The following is a 20,216-nucleotide window of genomic DNA, read 5'->3' on the forward strand; positions in this document are numbered from 1 at the left end:
CGCTACCGTCGCCCGAACAACTTTTCGATGTCGGCGAGTTTGAGTTCCACGTAGGTCGGGCGGCCGTGGTTGCATTGGCCGCTGTGCGGCGTGGCTTCCATCTGGCGCAGCAACGCATCCATTTCAGCACCGCTCAGGCGGCGGCCCGCGCGCACCGAACCGTGGCAGGCCATGGTGCCGCAAACTTCGCCCAGGCGCTCTTTCAGCGACAAGGCGGCTCCGTGTTCGGCAATTTCGTCGGCCAAATCGCGCACCAGACCTTTGACGTCGAGTTCGCCCAGCATGGCGGGCGTTTCGCGCACCATCACGGCACCGGGGCCGAAGGCTTCGATCCCGAGGCCCAGTTCGCCGAGTTCGTCGGCTTTGGAAAGCACGCGGGCGGCGGCGGCATCGTCGAGTTCGACCACTTCAGGGATCAGCAGCGTCTGGCGCGCCACGTTGCCTGCCGCGAGCGCTTCTTTCATGCGTTCGTAGACGAGGCGCTCGTGCGCGGCGTGCTGGTCCACGATCACAATGCCGTCGGCGGTCTGCGCGATCACGTAGGTTTCGTGAAGCTGGGCGCGCGCAATGCCGAGCGGCAGATCGCGCGGTTCGGCCGGTGCTTGCATTGTTGTGGGCACCGAAGCGCCGAACGCGGCGGCGGCCGGCGACGGCGGTGCGTGGTAGGCGACGCTCGCTTCGGCCACACCGCGCGAAATTTGGGAGCCGCCCGCAAACGCGTATTGCGGGCTGGGGGTGCGCACGAGATCGAGGGCTTCGATCGCCACATGCGTGGAGGCGCGGAAGCCTGCCCGGTCGAGCGCTTCCTTGAGGCTCGCGACGATAAGGCCGCGAATGCGCTGCGGATCGCGGAAGCGCACTTCGGTTTTGGCCGGATGCACGTTGGCATCGACGAGCTGCGTTGGCAGATCGAGGAACAGCGCCACGGCCGGATGGCGGTCGCGCGCCAGGAAATCGGCGTACGCGCCGCGCACGGCGCCTGCGAGCAGCTTGTCGCGCACGGGCCGGCCGTTCACGAACAGATATTGGTGCATCGAGGTCGCGCGGTTGTAGGTCGGCAGGCCCGCATGGCCCGTGAGGCGAATTTCGCCCTCGTCGTCCTGGCGCACGGCGGCGACCGCGACCGCATTGTCGAAAAACTCTTTGCCGATCACGGCGGCGACGCGTGCCAAGCGTGCCGTGTCGTCGGCGCCGGTTTGGGCGGGGAGTTTCAGCACGCTGCGCCCGTCGGCCACGAGGCTGAAGGCGATGCGCGGATGTGCCATCGCGAGCCGTGCGACCGCGTCTTCACACGCGTCGCGCTCGGCGCGTTCGCCCTTGAGAAATTTGAGGCGTGCAGGTGTCGCGTAGAAAAGATCGCGCACTTCGACGCGCGTTCCGGGCGGAGCAGCGGCCGGTACAGGCTCGCACTTGCGCCCGCCTTCGACGCTGAGCGACCAGGCTTCGGCGGCGTCTTTCGTGCGGCTGACGAGCGTTAAGCGCGCCACCGCGCCGATCGACGGCAAGGCTTCGCCGCGAAAACCCAGCGTATGGATGGCGAGCAGATCGTCGCTGGGCAATTTCGACGTCGCATGGCGCTCGACCGCCAGCGACAGCTCGTCGGCAGCCATGCCCTTGCCGTCGTCGGCAACCGCGATCAACGCGCGCCCAGCTTCGCCGAGCACCACGTCGATGCGCGTGGCGTCTGCGTCGATCGCATTCTCGACGAGTTCTTTGACGGCCGCCGCCGGGCGCTCGACGACCTCGCCCGCCGCGATGCGGTTGACCAGAGTCTCGGGCAGGCGGCGGATCTTCACGGCGCGTCGGATCCTTGCGGGGCCATGCCCTGCAGATAGCGGCGCGCCAGGATCTTGCCTTCTTCGACGGCCGGCTGCTCGTAGGGCTCGATGCCGAACAGGTCGGCGGCGATCACGGTTTCGAGCATGAAATGCATCAGCAACGCGCCGAGACTGGTTTCGTCCAAAGTGTCGACATGCATCAGCCGCACGGGCCGGCCGCGGCGGGCGAGTGTTTCGGCCGTGGCGCGCGCGGCGACGTCGAGAATGTCGCCCATCGTGCGCCCGGCAAGATAGCCGAGCGCCGGATCGGCGAGGATTGCCGCATCGTAGCGCGGACCTTTGTCGCGGCTCGTCTGGCTCACGATGGTGAAGAGCTTGTCGGCCGGGCCGTCGAGCCACAATTGCAATTGGCTGTGCTGGTCGACCGTGCCGACCGCGCGCAAAGGCGTGGTGCCCTTGCCGCCTTTGCCGAGACTTTCGGCCCAGAGCTGCGCGTACCATTGGCCGAAGGGTCCGAGTATATCGGCATAGGCGCAGAACACGGTCTGCGTTTGGCCTTGTGCGGCAAGGGCGACCGCAAGGGCGGCCCCGTGGGCAGGCAGCGAGGTTTCGGGTTCGACGAGTGCGGCATCGCGCGCTTGGGCCGCACCGGCGCGCAGCGCTTCGATATCGAGCCCGAGCAGGCAGGCGGGCAACAGGCCCACCGCCGACAGCACCGAATAGCGCCCGCCCAAAGTCGGCGGATGCGGCAGCGTGGGCAGCGCAAAACGATCCGCGATGCGGCGCAGCGCATTGTCGGTCGGCTCGGTCACGATCGTGACGTGCTTGGCGATTTTCGCGGCACCCACACTTGCCGCAAGATGCGGCAGCAGCGCATGAAGCTGCGCCAAGGTTTCGGCCGTTCCGCCGGATTTGGAAATCGCAAGCACGCCGGTCGATTTGAGATCGACGGCGGCGAGCAACTTCTCGAAGCCAAACGGATCGACGTTTTCGGCGACGACAAGGCGCCTGCCGCCGCGATTCCACAGGCCGAGCCCGCCATCGACGAGGGCTGCAAGCGTGCGCGCGCCCAGACTCGACCCGCCAGTCCCCAGCAGCAGGATCGTGTCGAAGCCATCGAAACGCGCTGCCGCTTCGCGGATGGCGGCAAGATCGTCGCGGCGGTCCGGCTGGTCGAGGAATGCGTATTGGCCCGAGCCCACCGCCGCCTTCAGGCGCGCAAGCGTGGGGGCGGTGCGCGCAAGATCGTGCGCGCGCAGCGACGGCTCGAAGCAATGGCGCAGATCTTGGGTATAGGGGAAGGACATGGCCGATTCGTCTCCGCCGGGGATTCTAGCGAAAACGCGCGCCCGATGCGCTCTATTCGGTGGCGGTCAAACCGGCCGGCTCGCCGACCGCCACGACCAGCAATTTTGCGGGGTCGAACAGGCGGGCGGCGACGCGTTTGGCGTCGGCGAGCGTGACCGCGCGCACGCGGCGCTGGCGCTCTTCGAACCAGTCGCGCCCGCGCCCGTCGAGGCGGGCACTGACCATCAGGCGCGCAATGCGCGAAGAACCGTCGAACTGCAGCGGGTACGAGCCGGTCAGAAAGTCCTTCGCTCCCTGCAGCTCGTCTTCGCTCGGGCCGTCTTTGCCCATTTGGGCCCATTCGGCGCGCACCATGTCGAGGGCGCGCGCCAGCGTGCGGTTGTCGGACGAGGTCGAGCCTTGCACGAGCGCAGCCGCGTCGAATATCGCCAGCCCCGTGCCGATCCCGTAGGTGAGGCCTGCGCGCTCGCGCACCGACAGCATGAGGCGCGAGTTGAAACCGCCGCCGCCGAGGATGTAGTTCACGACCGTGGCGGCAAACAGATCCGGATCGTCGCGGCCCACGCCCTGATGGCCGAACAGCGCATAGGTCTGGCTGCCGGGACGCGGGATCACGAAAGTTTTGCCCGCGCCGCCGATCGAGATCGGCACGACGGGCACCAAGCGCGCCGCCTGCGGCAGGCCGCCGAATGCGCGGTCGAGCAATGCGCCGAGTTCTTCGGGCGTGGTGTCACCGACGGCGGCAACCACGAGATTGTCGCGCGCCAGCAAGCGCGCCAATTGCGCGCGCATGTCGGCGGTCGCCAGCGTCTTCACGCTTTCGGGCGTGCCGCGTGTGGGCCTAGCATAGACATGCTCGCCGAAAGCGGCGCGCGCAAAGGCGCGGCGCGCGAGTGTTTCGGGGTTGGTTTCCTCGCGCGACAGGCTGGCAAGCACGTTGGCGCGCAGGCGCTCGACCTGTTCGGAATCGAAGCGCGGTTGGCTGAGCGCTTCGGCCAACAGCGTGATGCCGAGCGTCTTGTCGCGCGACAGCACGCGCAGACTGCCTTGCACCGTATCGAGACCGGCCGAGAAGCCAAGCGCGATCGAGCGGTTTTCGAGCTCGGCCGAAAAAGCCTGCTGGTCGCGGGTCCCTGCCCCTTGCGTGAGCATGTCGGCCATCAGCGCCGTGAGGCCCTCTTGGCCTGCGGGATCCTGGGCCGAGCCGCCGCGCCACGAAAATTCGATCGCCAGCAGCGGCAGCGAATTGTCGCGCACGAGCCAAGCCTCGATGCCGCCCGGGCTGCGCACCGCCTCGATGCGCTGGCCTTGCGCATGGGCGGGCGAAACGCCGGCGGCCAACAGCAGCAGTGCTATCGCGGCAACAAAACGACGCATCACGAGCCCGGCTTGGGCAGCAGCACGGACGTCACGTGCGCATCGCTGCCCAGGATCGCGCGCAAGGCCGCATTGACCTCGGCAGTCGTGACGGCCGCAAGGCGCGTTGGCCAAGATTGGACCCAAGCGACGTCGCGGCCCGTGGCGAACGCCGCTCCGAAGGCGCGTGCACCCGCTTGCGCGGAATCGCGCACGAGGATCGCGGAATCGGCCAAACGCGTTTTGGCTTGCGCCACTTCCGCGTCGCCGAAGCCGCCCGCAAGCGTTTCGCGCAGCACGGCTTCGATCGCGGACTCGAGTGCGGCAAGTTCCACACCGGGGCGCGGGCTTGCCGACACGGTGAAGCTCGTCGGATCGAGCGAGGTGGGGTCGTAGAAAGCGGAAATGCCGGTCGCAAGCGACTTGTCGTGCACAAGTGCCCGCACGAGGCGGCTCGAGGCGGCCCCGCCGAGCAGTTCGGCGGCAAGATCGAGCGCATCGGTCTGGTCGCGGCCCACACCGCCGAACGACGCCGCATGCGAGGGGGCAAGCCAGCTGCGCGACCACGAGGGCTGACGCACGCGCACATCGCGCAGCTCGACGCGCCTTGCAGCAAGCGGCGGCGGCTCTTGCGCACGCACGCGCTGCGGCAGTTCCTTGCGCGGAATGGAACCGTAATAGCGCTCGGCCAGCACGCGCACGGCGTCGGCCGAAACGTCGCCCGCGATCACGAGCATCGCGTTGTTGGGCGCGTACCAACGCGCGTACCAGTCGAGCGCGTCCTGGCGCGTAAGGCCTTGCATCTCGTGTTCCCAGCCGATGATCGGCCGGCCGTAAGGATGGTTCACGAACAGGGCCGCGGACGTCTGCTCGCGCAGCTTGGCGGCCGGGCGCTGGTCCACGACCTGGCGGCGCTCTTCGACGATCACGTCGCGCTCGGGTGCGACTTCGGCTTCCGACAGCACGAGATTGGCCATGCGGTCGGCTTCGAGCTGCATCACGCTTTCGAGCCGGTCGCTGGCGACGTTCTGGAAATAGGCGGTGTAGTCCCAGCCTGTGAACGCGTTGTCGCGCCCGCCGAGCCGCGCCACGCGCCGGCTGAATTCGCCGGGCGGCACGTCTTTGGTGCCCTTGAACATCAGATGTTCGAGGAAATGCGCAATGCCGGATTTGCCCTGCACCTCGTCAGCGGCACCGGCCTTGTACCAGACCATCTGCACGACGACGGGGGCGCGGTGGTTTTCGACGACCACGACCTGCAGGCCATTGGCAAGCTCGAAGGTTTTCGGCGAAAAAACCTGGGCGTGCGCAGGCATGGCTGCGGCCACGGCCAAAAACGCCGCCACAACCGCGGCAAGGCGCCGCATGGCGATTAGAAGATCCCTTCGAGCCAGCCGCGCTTGCGGGCACGGATGGTCGCGACGTCGCCGTCGTTGGCGCTGCGGCCCGTGGCTTGCGCCTCGCGCAGGCGCTGAGCCTCGCGCGCCGGATCGACGGTGGCACTGGAGGCCGAAGGCGTCGTCTGCCAGAAGACGAGACGATCGACGAAGGTCTGGTCGGCCTCGGCAAGGCTCTGGGCTTCGCGCTCGATCGTCTCGCGGATGGAAGCCTCGGCGCGGTCGCCGCCGGTGCGGTTCAGCAACGCTTGCTCGCTGGCGCTGAGCGCCGAATTGGCGGTGGACGCCGACGTCGCGGTGCCGCGCTCGGGCCCGAAGATGGCGGCGCGGGCCGCGTCCTGCGGCGACTGTTCCTGCGGGCGTGCCGCACCCGGCGCCGGCGGACGCAGGCCGAAATCGGGCGGCAGCGTCAACGGGGCACGCGTGACGACGCGGAACTCGTCGGGCGTGGCTTTGTCCCAACCGATGGCTTTGCGCGTGTCGGCGCAAGCGCCCAAGCCCAGGGCGGCGACCAGCAGCACGCTCGTGGTTGCGAGTCGCGATTTCGAACGATGATGATTCATGACTTAGAGTCTAGTACATTTTGACGCCCAAAGAAAGCGTCATAGAACAGGCAAGCAACGCCGATAGTAATTCCCGCATCGGCGATGTTGAAAGCGGGCCAGTGATACCCAAACAGGTGGAAATCGAAGAAGTCGAACACGGCGCCGAAGCGGAATCGGTCGACGACATTGCCGATCGCCCCGCCGGTGACGAGCCCCAGCGCCAGCACGACCGTGCCGTTCTCGGCATTGCGCAGCCACCACAGCAAGCCTGCCACGATCGCAAGTGCTAGGCCTGCAAACAGATAGGCCGAGGCCGACGAGCCCGTGTTGAACATGCCGAAGCTGATGCCGTAGTTCCACACGACGACGAGATTGAAAAACGGCAGCACCTCGACCGACGGCCGGAAGCCGTAGATCAGATATTGCAGCATCGCGTATTTGACCGCCTGGTCGAGCACCAGAACGATGCCGGCCACAATGAGCCCGCGCTTGAGCCGTGCTTGCTGGGTCATGCGGCCACCGCATCGGCGCAGCGCACGCACAGGCCCGCACGCTTGGTACCGACCTCCGCCAGCACTTTCCAGCAGCGCTCGCATTTCTGGCCGTCGGCGGTTGCGACGACGACCGCCACACCGGGCCGGTCGGGCAGCATGAACGCATCGGCTGGGGCCGCATCGGCCGCGAAACGATGGCCCGAAACGATGAACAATTCGTTCCACGCATCGGCCGAAAGCTCCTGCACCACGGCCGCATCGCCCACATGCACGACCGGGGCGGCCTGCAGCGACGAGCCGATTTTCTTCTGCGCGCGCGCGACTTCAAGGGCCCCCGTGACCGTGCGACGCAGATCGCGCAGCTTCGCCCACTTCTCGGCCAGGCCCGCATCGATCCACGCTGGATCTTGCTTGGCGAAAGCCTGCAGATGTACCGAACCCGCCGCCTCGCCATGGCGCATGCGCCAGGCTTCCTCGGCCGTGAACACAAGCACGGGTGCAAGCCAAGTCGCGAGCCGGTCGAACAGGATCGCCATCAGCGTGCGTGCCGCACGGCGGCGCAAAGAATTCTTCGCGTCGCAATAGAGCGCGTCCTTGCGGATGTCGAAATAGAAAGCCGACAGATCGACTGCACAAAAATTGTGGAGCTCGACGTAGAACGCGGTGAAGCCGAATCCCGCCACCGCTTCGGCCAACAGCGCATCGAGGCTTGCAACGCGGTGCAGCACATAGCGCTCGAGCTCGGGCATGTCGGCGGGCGCGACGGCCTCGGCGTCCGCATCGTAGCCGTCGAGAGCGCCCATCAGATAGCGCAGCGTGTTGCGCAGGCGCCGGTAGGTTTCGGCCTGCTGCTTCAGGATTTCAGGGCCGATGCGCAGATCTTCCGAATAGTCGGACGCGACGACCCACAGGCGCAGAATGTCCGCCCCGTACTGTTCGATGACCTGCTGCGGGGCCGTGACGTTGCCGAGCGACTTCGACATTTTGCGGCCCTGCTCGTCGAGCACGAAACCGTGCGTGAGCACGGCCTCGTAGGGTGCACGCCCGCGCGTGCCGCAGGCTTCGAGCAGCGAGGAATGGAACCAGCCGCGATGCTGGTCCGAGCCTTCGAGATAGAGCGAGGCCGGCCATTTGAGATCCCAGCCGGTTTCGGATGCGGGCGGTTCCAGCGTGTAGGCATGGCTCGAGCCGCTGTCGAACCAGACATCGACAACGTCGCGGATCTGCTCGTACGCGTCGGAATCGTAAGCCGGACCCAGAAAGCGCGACGGCGGCGAGGCGTACCACGCATCCGCCCCTTCGGCTTCGAACGCGTCGGCGATGCGTTTGAACACCACTTCGTCGCGCAGCAATTGGCCCGATTTTTTGTCGACGAACACGGCAATGGGCACACCCCAGGCGCGCTGGCGCGAAATGCACCAATCCGGGCGCTGCTCGATCATTGCCTTGATGCGGTTCTTGCCGGATGCCGGGACCCAGCGCGTGGCTTCGATGGCCGCAAGCGCTTTGGCGCGCAGATCGTTGGCCGCCATCGAGATGAACCATTGCGGCGTGTTGCGGAACAGCAAGGGCGCTTTCGAGCGCCAAGAATGCGGATAGGAATGCAGCAAGGTGCCCGTCGCCACGAGATTGCCCGTGGCTTCGAGAACGGCGATCACGCTCTTGTTGGCGTCGCCCGATTTGCCGTGTTGCGTGAACACGCGCTTGCCCGCGAACAGGGCCACGTGGGGATAGTAGCTGCCGTCGGCCGAAACGGTCTGGGGCACTTCCACGCCGTTCTTGAGGCCGAGCTCGTAATCGTCCTCGCCGTGGCCGGGGGCAATATGCACGAAGCCCGTCCCGGCCTCGGTCGTCACGAAATCGCCCGTGAAAACGCGCACGTCGAAATCGTAGTAACCCTCGCCGCCTTCGATCCCGCGCAACGGATGCGCGCAGACGGTACCGGCGAGTTCGGCACCCGTGGCGCGGTCGTCGAGTGACACGTCGATCTCGGCGATTTTAGCGGCTTCGACGAACTCGGTTGCCAGCGCTTTGGCCACGAGATAGCGCGCGCCCACTTTCACCTTCGAATCCGCATGCACGGATTTGACGGTGACGAGGTCGTACTCGATCTCGGCGCCCGCCGCGATCGCGCGGTTACCGGGGATCGTCCAGGGCGTGGTCGTCCAGATCACGATCGACGCACCGGCATGGCGCGGGTTCTTCGGGGCCACGATCGGGAACGCCAGATGGATCGTTGCCGATTTATGTTCGTGGTACTCGATCTCGGCTTCGGCCAACGCCGTCTTCTCGACGACCGACCACATCACGGGCTTCGAGCCGCGAAACAGCCCGCCATTCATTGCGAATTTGGCGATCTCGCGCGCGATCTGCGCTTCGGCCTTGTAGGACATGGTCGAATAAGGATTGGCCCAGTCGCCCGCAATGCCGAGGCGTTTGAATTCCGCCTTCTGGATTTCGATCCATTTGGCGGCAAAGTCGCGGCATTCGCGGCGGAACTCGACGATGTCGACCGCGTCTTTGTCTTTGCCCTTGGCGCGGTACTCTTCTTCGATCTTCCATTCGATCGGCAGGCCGTGGCAGTCCCAACCCGGCACGTAGTCGGCGTCTTTGCCCGACATTTGCTGCGTGCGCACGACCACGTCTTTGAGGATTTTGTTGAGCGCGTGGCCGATATGCAGATGCCCGTTGGCGTAGGGCGGGCCGTCATGCAACACGAATTTCTCGCGGCCCTTCGCAGCCTTGCGCAGCTGGCGATAGAGGTCGCCCGTTTCCCACGCGGCGAGCGTATCGGGCTCGCGCTTGGGCAGATCGCCGCGCATCGGAAACGCGGTCTGCGGCAGGAAGACGGTCGCTTTGAAATCAGAAGCGGGATTTTGCGGAGCGGACATCGACAGGGTTCCGAAGGTTCAAGCCGCGCGCGCGGCGTTCTGATGGAAGACGAGTTCGACATGCTGCATGCCGACGAATCCGCGGCACGTCCAGGCAATATGCTCGGCTGTGACGGCATCGAGCCCGGCGCAAGCAACCTCGATCGCAAGGCTGTCGCCGGACTCGCGCGCGGTGAACAGGCTGGCGGCGAGACCGCGCTTGTCGAACTGCGCCAGCACGCGGGCGGCCATGCCGATCTCGCGGGTGGCGGTCATAGCGAATCGATACGAGACGAGGGAATCTTCAGGGGCAGGATTGGACATTGGCGCAAAACTCCGGCTGGCACGGCTGAGGGCGAACGAACGCGACCCGGTTCTCGTCGAGAACCGGGCGGTTAATTCGCGCCGAGCGGCGCGCTGCGGGATTTGCGCACAACATGGCGCGCACTATAGAGCGCCAGCTTTGGGCGTCAACAAATGGCCAATAGACATATATTATTCTATATAAGATTATTGACCATATATGTTATATGTTTTATATATGTTCTTATCTGTCGCGTCGCCATCCTCCGGCAGCGACAGCCCCGCGACGGGCGGCTGATGGCCGGGCTTCCTTCCCCCCGAAAAACGGGCGTGGCGAAGCGCCCAGGCGTTCCGGCCCCCGGCACCGCGACGGGCCCCCGCCCTGTCGGTTCGTTCCTGACCGACAGGGCGGGTTGGCTCCTACATCTCGACGAAGTTCTGGAATCAGCCGCGCAGGCTCGCACCCGTCGCTTTGGCGACAGCAGCGATGATTTTGGCAGCGAGCGCTTCGAGATCGGCTTCGACCAACGTGCGTTCGACCGGCTGGTAGCGCACGGCGATCGCGACCGACTTCTTGCCGGCATCGATGCCCTTGCCGCGATAGACGTCGAACACGCTTGCCCCGGCGACGAGCGCTTTGTCCGCCCCGCGCACAGCGCGCAGGATCGCATCGGCCGCAACGCTCTCGTCCACGACAAACGCGAAGTCGCGCTCGACGGGCTGCAGGGCTGCGAGCTTCAAGGGTGCACGCTGGCGCCCGGCTTTGGCTTTGGGTGCGGGCAACGCGTCCAAGAACACTTCGCAGGCGACGATCGGGAAATCGATGTCGAGCGCCTTGAGCGCTTGCGGATGCAGCTCGCCAAACTGGGCCAGCACGGTTTTGGGGCCGAGCTTCAGCACACCCGAACGGCCGGGGTGGTACCAGCCCGGCGCCTCGCGCGCGACCGCAACGTTCTCGACCGACAGGCCGAGCTGGGCCAACAGCGCAAGCGCATCGGCTTTGGCGTCGAGCGCATCGACGGCACGCGCCGTTTGGCCCCAATGGCGACCTAGCATCTGGCCGCCGCGCACAGAAGTTGCAACCATGCGCTGTTCAGTTTCGCCGGGACCCAGGAAGATCGGGCCGACTTCGAACAAGGCCGCATCCGGCCAACCGCGATCGGCGTTGCGCTTTGCCGCATTGGCAAGATTGGGCACGATCGAGGGGCGCATGTAATCGAGATCGGCGCTTATCGGATTGGCCAAGGCCAACGCCGGATTTGTGCCGCCGAAAAACGCGGCTTGGGTGGCGTGCATGAACGAGAACGTGACCGCCTCGGTGAGGCCCAAGCCTGCCAGCACGCGCTTGGCATCGCGCACGCGGCGCTGGCCGGCGCTGAGCGCCAGAGGCGGCATCGCACCGTCGCGCGGCAATTTGTTGGCCGGGATCGCATCGTAGCCTTCGATGCGCAGCACCTCTTCGACGAGATCGGCCTCGCCATGCACGTCCGCACGCCAGCCCGGCGGGGCGACGTCGAGATCGGCGCCTGCTTGGCGCACGTCGAAGCCGAGACGCGTGAGGATCTCCGCTTGGCGTGCCTGCGGCACGTCGAGGCCGCCGAGGCTGGCAACGCGCCCGGCGCGCAAGCTATAGCGCCGCGCCCAGGCCGGAACCGCACCCGCAACCACCGGTTCGGAGGCTTCGCCGCCGCAGAGATCGAGCACCATGCGCGTGGCGGCTTCCATGCCGTCCATCACGTAGGCGGGATCGAGGCCGCGCTCGAAACGGTAGCGCGCGTCGGACTGGATTTGGTGATGGCGCCCGGTCATGGCGACGCGGATCGGATCGAACAGCGCGATCTCGAGGAACATCTCGGTCGTGCCCGCGTCGCAGCCCGTCCTCGAACCGCCCATGAGACCACCGAGCGAAACGGGACCGCTTTCGTCGCAGATCAGCGTCTCGCCGCCCGCCATCGTGTAGCTCTTGCCGTTGAGGGCGGCGATGGTCTCGCCGCCTTTGGCGGCGACGAGCGTGAGCCCGCCTTTGAGCTTGCCCGCGTCGAACACGTGCAAGGGTCGGTTCACGTCGAGCGTGAAGAAGTTCGTGATATCGACGAGTGTCGAGATCGGGCGCAAGCCCACGGCGAGCAGCCGGTCGGCGAGCCATTTGGGCGACGGGCCGTTCTTGAGGCCGCGGAAATGGCGACCCACGAAGAACGGGCAATGGCCTGGTTCATTGAGCGCGAGCGTCACGCCGGCCGGGCTTTTGTAGGTGCTTGCAACGGGTGCGATCGGCATCGGCTTCAGCGTGCCGAGACCGGCGGCGGCGAGATCGCGCGCAATGCCGCGCACGCCGAGACTGTCGGCGTGGTTCGGCGTGATCGCGATTTCGATGACCGGATCGTCGAAGCCGAGCAGGCTTGCGAACGGCACGCCGACGGGCGCGTCCGCCGGCATTTCGATGATGCCGTCATGGTCTTCGCCCAAACCCATTTCGCGCATCGATACGAGCATGCCGTTCGATGCTTGGCCGCGAATTTGGCCCGCCTTCAAGAGCAAGCCCGTGCCCGGCACGGTGGAGCCTGCGGGGGCGAACACGCCCTTCATGCCGGTGCGCGCATTGGGTGCGCCGCACACGACCTGCACGATGCCGGCGCCCGTATCGACCTGGCAGACGCGCAAACGATCCGCGTCGGGATGCGGTTTGGCTTCGACGACGTAGGCCACTTTGAACGGCGCCAACGCCGCACCGCGGTCGGCGATGCCTTCGAGCTCGAGGCCGATGGCGGTGAGCTTGTCCGCGATTTCCTTGAGCGAGGCCGTCGTGTCGAGATGGGTTTTGAGCCAGGAGAGCGTGAATTTCATCGCGCAAGTCCGCCGGAAAGGGTGGGAACGTCGACGGCGAGGAAGCCGTAATGTTTGAGCCAGCGCAGGTCGGCTTCGTAGAAGGTGCGCAAATCCGGGATGCCGTATTTGAGCATCGCCACGCGCTCGATTCCCATGCCGAAGGCAAAGCCCTGATACTCGGCCGGATCGATGCCGCACATGGCGAGCACCTTCGGGTTGACCATGCCGCAGCCGAGAATCTCAAGCCAATCGTCGCCCACACCGAGTTTCAATTCGCCGTTGCCGCGCGTGCAGGCGATGTCCATTTCGGCCGAGGGTTCGGTGAATGGAAAGTAGCTCGGCCGGAAGCGGTAGCGCAGATCGGGGATCTCGAAAAACGCGCGCACGAATTCGACGAGGCAGCCTTTGAGATGGCTCATGTTCGAGGTCTTGTCGATCACAAGACCTTCGATCTGGTGGAAGTTCGGCGAGTGCGTCGCATCCGAATCGGACCGATAGGTGCGCCCCGGTGCCACGATGCGGATCGGCGGCTTCTGGCCCAGCATCGTGCGCACCTGTACGGGGCTCGTATGCGTGCGCAGAACGTTGCCGTACTGCGCCCCGTCCTTGCCGACGAGATAGAACGTGTCGTGGCTCTGGCGGGCCGGATGCTCGGGCGGAATATTGAGGCGCGTGAAATTGTAGTCGTCGCTCTCGATGTCCGGGCCTTCGGCCACGGCAAAACCCATCTCGCCGAAGATCGACACAAGCTCGTCGATCGTCTGGCTGATCGGATGGATGCGGCCCTCCGGCACCGGCCGGGCGGGCAAGGTCACGTCGATCGTCTCGGCCGCGAGGCGAGCCGCAAGTGCCGCATCGCCGAGCGCTTGGCGGCGCTGGCCAAGCTTCGTTTCGACCGCGTCTTTGAGAACGTTGTACGCGGCACCTTGCGCCTTGCGCAGATCGGGGGCCAGCGTGCCGAGCGTTTTCATGAGCTCGGTGATGCGGCCCTTCTTGCCCAGAATGTCGATGCGCAAGGCTTCGAGCGCTTCGAGATCGGCGGCAGCTTCGATGCGGGCGGCGAATTCGCTTTCAAGTGCGGCGGTGTCCGTCATGGCGCGTCCTGATGTGCAAACGAAAAAAGGGGGCCTGGCCCGGTTCGGCCAGACCCCCTCTTCGGGTCGAAACGATCGCTTAGAGGGCGGCCTTGGCCTTTTCAACCAAGGCGCCAAAACCGGCCGGATCGGTCATGGCGATGTTCGCCAGAACCTTGCGGTCGATTTCGACTTCGGCCTTCTTGAGGCCGGCGATCAGCGTCGAATAGGTGAGACCGTGCTCGCGCGCACCGGCGTTAATGCGCTGGATCCACAAGCCGCGGAATTCGCGCTTCTTGTTGCGGCGGTCGCGATAGGCGTATTGCAGCCCCTTCTCGAGACGCTCGAGAGCGGCGCGGAAGGTGTTGCCGTTGCGGCCGACAAAACCGGCCGCTTGATCGATGACTTTCTTGTGGCGAGCACGCGCGGTGACGCCGCGTTTTACACGAGCCATGGTTCGCTCCTTCTTTCTCTAGCGCCGGATCAAGCGTAGGGCAGGAAGAAGCGCTTCACGCGCACTTCTTCGCCATGCGTCAGCACGAACGTGCCGCGCGAGGTCCGCTTCATCTTCTGGGGGCGTTTGCGCAGATTGTGGCGCTTGGCGCCCACGGCGGCGAGAACCTTGCCGCTGGCCGTGACTTTGAACCGCTTCTTGGCGGCCGACTTGGTCTTCATCTTGGGCATTTTGATCTCCTTCCATATTCCAGCGGTTGGGCATGCCCTGTTGGAGTGCATCGACGGCAAGCCGTCTTCTCTCCGCGCCGTGGCCGCTGCGGATTTAAGGACGCGCGTTATACAAGGGGCCGCCCGGCTTGGCAAGCCGGGCAAAACCGAGGAAGGAAGGCCTAAACCGCGCCGTTACTTCGGGGCGACGACCATCGTCATTTGGCGGCCTTCCATGCGCGGATGCGATTCGACCTTGGCCAGAAGCGTGAGGTCTTCGCGCAGGCGTTCGAGCAGCTGGTGCCCGAGTTCCTGGTGCACCATTTCGCGGCCGCGGAAGCGCAACGTGACCTTGACCTTGTCGCCTTCGTCGAGGAAGCGGACCATGGCGCGCTTCTTGACGTCGTAGTCGTGGTCGTCGATGCCGGGGCGCATCTTGATCTCTTTGATCTCGATGACCTTCTGCTTCTTGCGCGCTTCGTTGGCTTTTTTCTGCTGCTCGTATTTGAATTTGCCGAAATCGAGCAGTTTGGCGACGGGCGGCTCGGCGTTGGGGCTCACCTCGACAACGTCGAGGCCGGCATCCCAGCCCAATTGAAGCGCGTCGAAGACGTTGACCACACCGAGCATTTCGCCTTCCGCACCGATCAGGCGCAGGTCCGGCGATTCGATCTGGTCGTTGATCCGCGGGCCGTCTTTGGCCGGCGGGGCATCCTGGGAAGGTCGGGCGATGGGCGTTCTCTTCTGTTACGGAACCCCGGATACGCGCCTCGCAAAAGCGGTCCGGTCGGTCCGGTGGGGTAATCGATGGCCGAATTTACGGATCGTGGCCCTTAAGTCAAGGTCCGCCCGCACGCACCCTGGCCGGCACCCCGGATTTGGTCCCCGACGGCGGAAGCGTGCCGTGCTTCGCGGATTCGCGCACGAACAGCAGTCGCATGACCTCGTCGATGCCGAGCCCGACGAGGCTGGTCCGCCGCAATATGGCCACTTCCGAGCCGCGCGGTGCGCACAAAGCCGGGTCCGACTCCGCGCTGAACAGCACGATCGACGGGCAATTTGCAGCGGCAATCAAATGCATAGGCCCGGTATCGTTGCCGATCGCGGCACTTGCCTCGCGCGCAAGCGCCACGATTTCGGCAAAATCCGTCTGGCCCGTGAGATCGCGCGTGCGGGGTGCTGCCGCCCGGATGGTCGCCCCCAAAGATTTTTCGGCCGCGCCGCCGACCACGACCGGAACCGCCCCATGCGCCAGCAATTCGGTCGCAAGTGCCGCATATTTTGCGATCGGCCAGCGCTTGAGCGGCCGACCGGCCGAGCCGCCGGGAACGAGCAGCACGTAAGGATCCGGCAATTTGAAGCGCTCGAGTTCGGCCGTGGCCCAATCGAGATTGGGCGGCGGCACTTCCGATATGCCGGCCATGGCGAGTTGGTCGCGCTGGCGGTCGATCGTGTGCATCGCATCGCGCTTGGGGTTGGCGTGCGGCAACGAACAGCCCGGCGCGATGCCCGACCAGTCCGGCCGTTTGCCCGGCCCCATCAGGCTGAAATAGAAGTTCGAACGCGCCGAAGTCTGCAGATCGTAGATGCGCGCGAAATCCGCACGCCGCAATTTTGCGCGCAGCGACAAGAGGCCGAACAGATTGAGTTTGTGCGGCCGCGGATCGATCCAGACCTCGTCGACGTACGGGCTTTGGCGCAGGAACGACGCGAACGGCGCGCTGGTCATCGCAACGATATGCGCGTCCGCGTGGAACTTGCGGATGGCCGCAAGCGGCCCCAGCGCTTGCACCACGTCGCCCAGCGCACCGAGCTTGATTGCCAGAATTTTGGGCTTCGATGCTTCCGCTTCGGTCAAGTCCAGACCTCGGGCTGAGCTTCGCGCAGCACTTCTTCGTAGACGTCGAGCGTGGCTTTGGACATGCGTTCTTTGGTGAAATTGGCGCGCACATGCGCAATCGCGGTTTGTGCCAGAGTCTGGCGCGTTTGGGGAGGCAAATTGAGTGCCAAGGCCAGCGCATCGGCAAGGGCATCGACCTTGCCGGGCGCAAAAGTCCAGCCGGTCTTGCCCTCGATCAGGATTTCGGGTGCGGCCCCATGCGCGGGGGCGACGACTGGGCGGCCCATCGCCTGGGCCTCGGCCACCACGCGGCCGAAAGCTTCTGGATCGGTCGAGGCCGACACGACCACGTCGGCCAGCATGTAAGCGGCCGGCATGTCGGCGCAATGGTCGACCACGCGCACGATGCCCTCCAGGCCGCGCGCACGCACGCGCCGCTCGAGCTCGGCGCGATACGACGTGCGCCCCTGGTCCGCACCGACGAGCAGCAAGACCATGTCGCGCCGCCCGAGCTTGGCGACCGCGTCGATCAGCAGCGTCTGGCCCTTCCAGCGCGTGAGGCGGCCGGGCAGCATCACGACCGGCAGCCCGTCGGGCAGGCGCCAATCGCGCGAAAGTTTGACTTGGCGCTCGACCGACACGCGCGCGGGATCGAATTTGGCCAAATCGATGCCGCGATGCACGACGCGCACGATGGCCGGCGACACGCCGTAATTTTCGATCGCGTGGCGCGCGATGAAATCCGAAATTGCGATCACACGCACGCCCTTGGCCATGATCGCGTTGTAGAGGCGCTTGAAGGGCGTTGCGAAATTGTAGGTGCCGTGGAACGTCGTCACGAAGGGTACGCGCGCGCGCTTGGCGGCCGCCCGCGCCGACCACGCCGGTGCGCGGCTGCGCGCATGCACGAGATCGGCCCCGGTTTCGCGGATCGCGGCCTCGAGGCGTGCGACATTCGCGCGCATCGTGAATGGATTTTTGGACGCGACCGGCAGCGTAATGTGCTGCGCACCCGCGCGCTCGAGCTCGCGCACCATCGGCCCGCCTTGCGAGACCACGATCGCGCGCCAGCCCGCTTTGACGAGGGAAGCAGCAATATCGACCGTGCCGCGTTCGACCCCGCCCGTGACGAGCGATGGCAAAACCTGCATGATGGTCGGCACGCGCGCCGCCTGCGGCAACCCGCCGCTGTCGTGTGCGATGTCGGGCAAATCGTGCCCGTCGCCGTTTTCGCCCAGAATGGACGCCATGAGTCCCGATCGATCCCCCGCCCCGACATCCGACAGCGACTCGGTCGCGTTTTTCGCGGCCGCGCGCAATGAAGCACCCCGTATCGCCTATCGCCGATTGGCGGGCAAGTCCCCTGGCGTGGTCTTTTGCCCCGGCTTCAAATCGGACATGGAAGGGGCCAAGGCAACCGCCGTCTCCGACTGGGCAAAACGGCGCGGCCAAGCCTGCCTGCGCTTCGACTATCGCGGCCATGGACGCTCCGACGGGCGCTTCGAAGACGGCACGATCGGCCAATGGTTCGAAGATACGCTTGGCGTGTTCGATGCGCTCACCGACGGCCCGCAGATCGTTGTCGGCTCGTCGATGGGCGGCTGGATGGGGCTGCTGCTGGCGCGAGCGCGCCCCGATCGCGTGGCGGCCTTCGTCGGTATCGCCGCCGCCCCCGATTTCACCGAAGACCTCATGTGGGATCGCATGCCGCCCGAACTGCGCGCGCGGCTCGAACGCGACGGCGTCATCGAGCAGGCCAGCGAATATGGCGACCATCCCTACACGATCACGCACAAGCTCATCGAAGACGGCCGCAAGCATCTGCTGCTGCGGGCCCCCCTTGCCTATGAAGGCCGCGTGCGGCTCCTGCAGGGCATGCAGGACAAAGACGTGCCGTGGCAATGGAGCCTCAAAATCGCCGAGACGCTGACCACGCCGGACGCGCAAGTCGTGCTCGTCAAAGACGGCGACCACCGCCTGTCGCGCGATGCCGATATTCTGCTGCTGACACAAACGCTCGACAGCCTGTGCGCCTAATTGCGCGGCGCGGCGTACTCGCAGGCGGGTTTGCCTGCATCGCTGCGCGTGCGCACGCGCAGACGGCACCGGCCGCTGCCCTGGTGCTGCACGGCAAACAGGGCACGCCGAATTTTCCGGCTCTGCGCGCCGTGGCAAGCGCACTCGAGCGGGCGGGCTTGCGTGTCGCCGTGCCGGAAATGCCGTGGTCGCGCAGCCGCTATCTCGACGGCCCGCCCGACAAAGCATTCGGCGAGATCGCCGACCTTATCGCGGGCTTCAAACGTGAAGGGGCCGCCAAGATCTTCCTCGCCGGTCATTCGATCGGCGCGACGGCAGCACTCGGCTACGCGACTTCGCGCGGCGGCATCGACGGTTTGGCGCTGCTTGCCACGGGCCATGTGCCGACGTTCTACGCGTTAGGCCTCGGGCCGATCAACGCAACCGTGCGCGACGCGATCTTGCGCGCACGCGGCCTCGTTGCGACAGGCAAAGGCGAAACGGTCGAAGAATTCGCCGACAACAACCAGGGCGAAGCGCTGCGCGTGCGCATGCGTGCTGCCGACTATCTCGGCTATTTCGATCCCGGCGGCGCGATGGACCCGCAAGCGCAGATCGCACGCGCGCCCTGCGCCGTGCTGTGGGCGATCGGTACGCGCGATGTGCTCTATTCGTCGAGCCGCAGCCTCTATTTCGACCGTTTGCCGCGCGATCCACGCCACGCGTTTTTCGAAGCCGACGCCGACCATCGCGGCCTGCCGCAAGTCGCAGCCCCAGCGACAGCCGCGTTTTTCAGATCCTTAAGCGCCTGAGGCCAGCAGCGCTTTGAGGCCGATCCGATAGTCCGGATAGGCGAGCGTCACGCCGAGTTCGTCTTTGATGCGGCGGTTCGAGACGCGTTTGGACTCGGCATAAAACGAGCGCGCCATTTCGCTCATGCTCTTGGCGGCTTCTTCGTACGGCACTTCCGGCGGGGCGGGCACGCCGAGCAAGGCGGCCGCATAGGCGATCACGTCTTGCGGCGGGGCGGGTTCGTCGTCGCAGACATTGTAGACAGCCTCCGCATCGGGCTTGGCGATCGAGGCTTCAAGGGTGGTTGCGATGTCGTCGACATGAATGCGGCTGAAAATCTGGCCCTGCTTCACGACGCGCTTGGCGCGGCCCTCGCGCAGCGTGTCGAGTGCCGAACGGCCGGGGCCGTAGATGCCCGCGAGCCTGAACACATGCACCTTGTGGCCGACATGGCCGAGGCCCAGCCACGCTTCTTCGGCCGCCACGCGCGCACGCCCGCGCGGGCCGATCGGGCGCAACGCGTCGCGCTCGGTAACCCAGTCGCCACCGCGATCGCCGTACACGCCGGTCGTGGAGAGGTACCCCGTCCATTTCACGCCCTCGAGGCGCACAAGATCGTTGCCGTGATGGTCGATGACCGGATCGCCGGCCGCATCGGGCGGCACGCTCGACAGAAGATGCGTGGTTCCCGCCAAGGCGGCGGCGGCATCGGCCAAGGGGGCGTTGCGGTCGAACAAAAACGGTTCGATGCCGATTGCGCGCAATGCATCGGCCTTGGCCGCACTGCGGCAGGTGCCCGCCACGCGCCAATGTTTGCCGATGAGGCGGCGTGCGAGCGCCATGGCACTGTAGCCGAGCCCGAAACAGAACAGCCGGTTGCCGCGCGCCGGATGCTGCAAAGCACCGGTCGCAAAGGAAGAAGCGCTCATGCGCGCAACTCTATGGCATTGCGCGG

General features: G+C 65.8%; 18 protein-coding genes. 2 read left to right on the top strand and 16 right to left on the bottom strand.

Translation table 11 applies throughout. From position 1 onward, the window contains the following. Positions 1 to 2: 2 nt before the first annotated feature. From mutL to O9320_03535, 15 genes are all read right to left on the bottom strand, one after another. Positions 3 to 1,796 carry a DNA mismatch repair endonuclease MutL gene (gene mutL / locus O9320_03465; GenBank protein ID MCZ8309886.1) on the bottom strand — a complete coding sequence of 598 codons (1,794 nt, stop codon included), beginning with the start codon at positions 1,794 to 1,796 and terminating at the stop codon, positions 3 to 5. Beyond that, on the bottom strand, positions 1,793 to 3,085 hold the full coding sequence (locus O9320_03470; protein ID MCZ8309887.1) for a glucose-6-phosphate isomerase: 1,293 nt from the start codon (positions 3,083 to 3,085) through the stop codon (positions 1,793 to 1,795). Before O9320_03470 ends, mutL begins: the two co-directional genes overlap by 4 nt. Positions 3,086 to 3,137: 52 nt before the next feature. Further along, positions 3,138 to 4,463, bottom strand: coding sequence for a pitrilysin family protein (locus O9320_03475; protein ID MCZ8309888.1), 1,326 nt, complete (start codon positions 4,461 to 4,463; stop codon positions 3,138 to 3,140). Next, positions 4,463 to 5,809 carry a pitrilysin family protein gene (locus tag O9320_03480; GenBank protein ID MCZ8309889.1) on the bottom strand — a complete coding sequence of 449 codons (1,347 nt, stop codon included), beginning with the start codon at positions 5,807 to 5,809 and terminating at the stop codon, positions 4,463 to 4,465. The genes O9320_03475 and O9320_03480 overlap by 1 nt, the downstream gene beginning before the upstream one ends. A gap of 5 nt (positions 5,810 to 5,814) precedes the next feature. Next, positions 5,815 to 6,402 (bottom strand): DUF3035 domain-containing protein, encoded by a 588-nt coding sequence (locus tag O9320_03485; protein ID MCZ8309890.1) that lies wholly within the window; start codon positions 6,400 to 6,402, stop codon positions 5,815 to 5,817. After that, on the bottom strand, positions 6,399 to 6,896 hold the full coding sequence (gene lspA / locus O9320_03490; protein MCZ8309891.1) for a signal peptidase II: 498 nt from the start codon (positions 6,894 to 6,896) through the stop codon (positions 6,399 to 6,401). Before lspA ends, O9320_03485 begins: the two co-directional genes overlap by 4 nt. Then, positions 6,893 to 9,769 (bottom strand): isoleucine--tRNA ligase, encoded by a 2,877-nt coding sequence (ileS, locus tag O9320_03495; protein ID MCZ8309892.1) that lies wholly within the window; start codon positions 9,767 to 9,769, stop codon positions 6,893 to 6,895. Before ileS ends, lspA begins: the two co-directional genes overlap by 4 nt. 18 nt (positions 9,770 to 9,787) lie before the next feature. Further along, positions 9,788 to 10,024 carry a hypothetical protein gene (locus O9320_03500; GenBank protein ID MCZ8309893.1) on the bottom strand — a complete coding sequence of 79 codons (237 nt, stop codon included), beginning with the start codon at positions 10,022 to 10,024 and terminating at the stop codon, positions 9,788 to 9,790. 471 nt (positions 10,025 to 10,495) lie between these two features. Next, positions 10,496 to 12,895: a phenylalanine--tRNA ligase subunit beta gene (pheT, locus tag O9320_03505; protein ID MCZ8309894.1), complete on the bottom strand. Its 2,400-nt coding sequence runs from the start codon at positions 12,893 to 12,895 to the stop codon at positions 10,496 to 10,498. Beyond that, positions 12,892 to 13,971, bottom strand: coding sequence for a phenylalanine--tRNA ligase subunit alpha (gene pheS / locus O9320_03510; protein ID MCZ8309895.1), 1,080 nt, complete (start codon positions 13,969 to 13,971; stop codon positions 12,892 to 12,894). The genes pheT and pheS overlap by 4 nt, the downstream gene beginning before the upstream one ends. A 79-nt stretch (positions 13,972 to 14,050) precedes the next feature. Next, a complete protein-coding gene (gene rplT, locus O9320_03515; GenBank protein ID MCZ8309896.1) occupies positions 14,051 to 14,404 on the bottom strand; it encodes a 50S ribosomal protein L20 in 354 nt (117 codons plus the stop codon). 29 nt (positions 14,405 to 14,433) lie between these two features. Next, complete coding sequence (gene rpmI, locus O9320_03520; protein ID MCZ8309897.1) at positions 14,434 to 14,634, bottom strand: 50S ribosomal protein L35; 201 nt, start codon at positions 14,632 to 14,634, stop codon at positions 14,434 to 14,436. A 174-nt stretch (positions 14,635 to 14,808) separates the two neighbouring features. Beyond that, positions 14,809 to 15,345 carry a translation initiation factor IF-3 gene (gene infC, locus O9320_03525; protein ID MCZ8309898.1) on the bottom strand — a complete coding sequence of 179 codons (537 nt, stop codon included), beginning with the start codon at positions 15,343 to 15,345 and terminating at the stop codon, positions 14,809 to 14,811. Between the two features lie 106 nt (positions 15,346 to 15,451). Next, positions 15,452 to 16,471 carry a glycosyltransferase family 9 protein gene (locus tag O9320_03530; protein MCZ8309899.1) on the bottom strand — a complete coding sequence of 340 codons (1,020 nt, stop codon included), beginning with the start codon at positions 16,469 to 16,471 and terminating at the stop codon, positions 15,452 to 15,454. Further along, positions 16,468 to 17,703: a glycosyltransferase family 4 protein gene (locus tag O9320_03535; protein MCZ8309900.1), complete on the bottom strand. Its 1,236-nt coding sequence runs from the start codon at positions 17,701 to 17,703 to the stop codon at positions 16,468 to 16,470. Before O9320_03535 ends, O9320_03530 begins: the two co-directional genes overlap by 4 nt. Here O9320_03535 and O9320_03540 point away from each other — a divergent pair. Together O9320_03540 and O9320_03545 are read left to right on the top strand one after the other, a co-directional pair. Then, entirely contained in the window at positions 17,702 to 18,490 is a 789-nt protein-coding gene (locus tag O9320_03540; protein MCZ8309901.1) for an alpha/beta hydrolase, read from the top strand. The genes O9320_03535 and O9320_03540 overlap by 2 nt on opposite strands. Beyond that, positions 18,481 to 19,281 (top strand): alpha/beta fold hydrolase, encoded by an 801-nt coding sequence (locus tag O9320_03545; GenBank protein ID MCZ8309902.1) that lies wholly within the window; start codon positions 18,481 to 18,483, stop codon positions 19,279 to 19,281. Before O9320_03540 ends, O9320_03545 begins: the two co-directional genes overlap by 10 nt. Here the strand turns inward: O9320_03545 and O9320_03550 are convergent. Beyond that, entirely contained in the window at positions 19,270 to 20,190 is a 921-nt protein-coding gene (locus O9320_03550) for an SDR family oxidoreductase (protein MCZ8309903.1), read from the bottom strand. The genes O9320_03545 and O9320_03550 overlap by 12 nt on opposite strands. Between the last annotated feature and the right edge of the window lie 26 nt (positions 20,191 to 20,216).

It is taken from the genome of Magnetospirillum sp. (assembly GCA_027532905.1).
Classification (GTDB): Bacteria; Pseudomonadota; Alphaproteobacteria; order CACIAM-22H2; family CACIAM-22H2; genus Tagaea.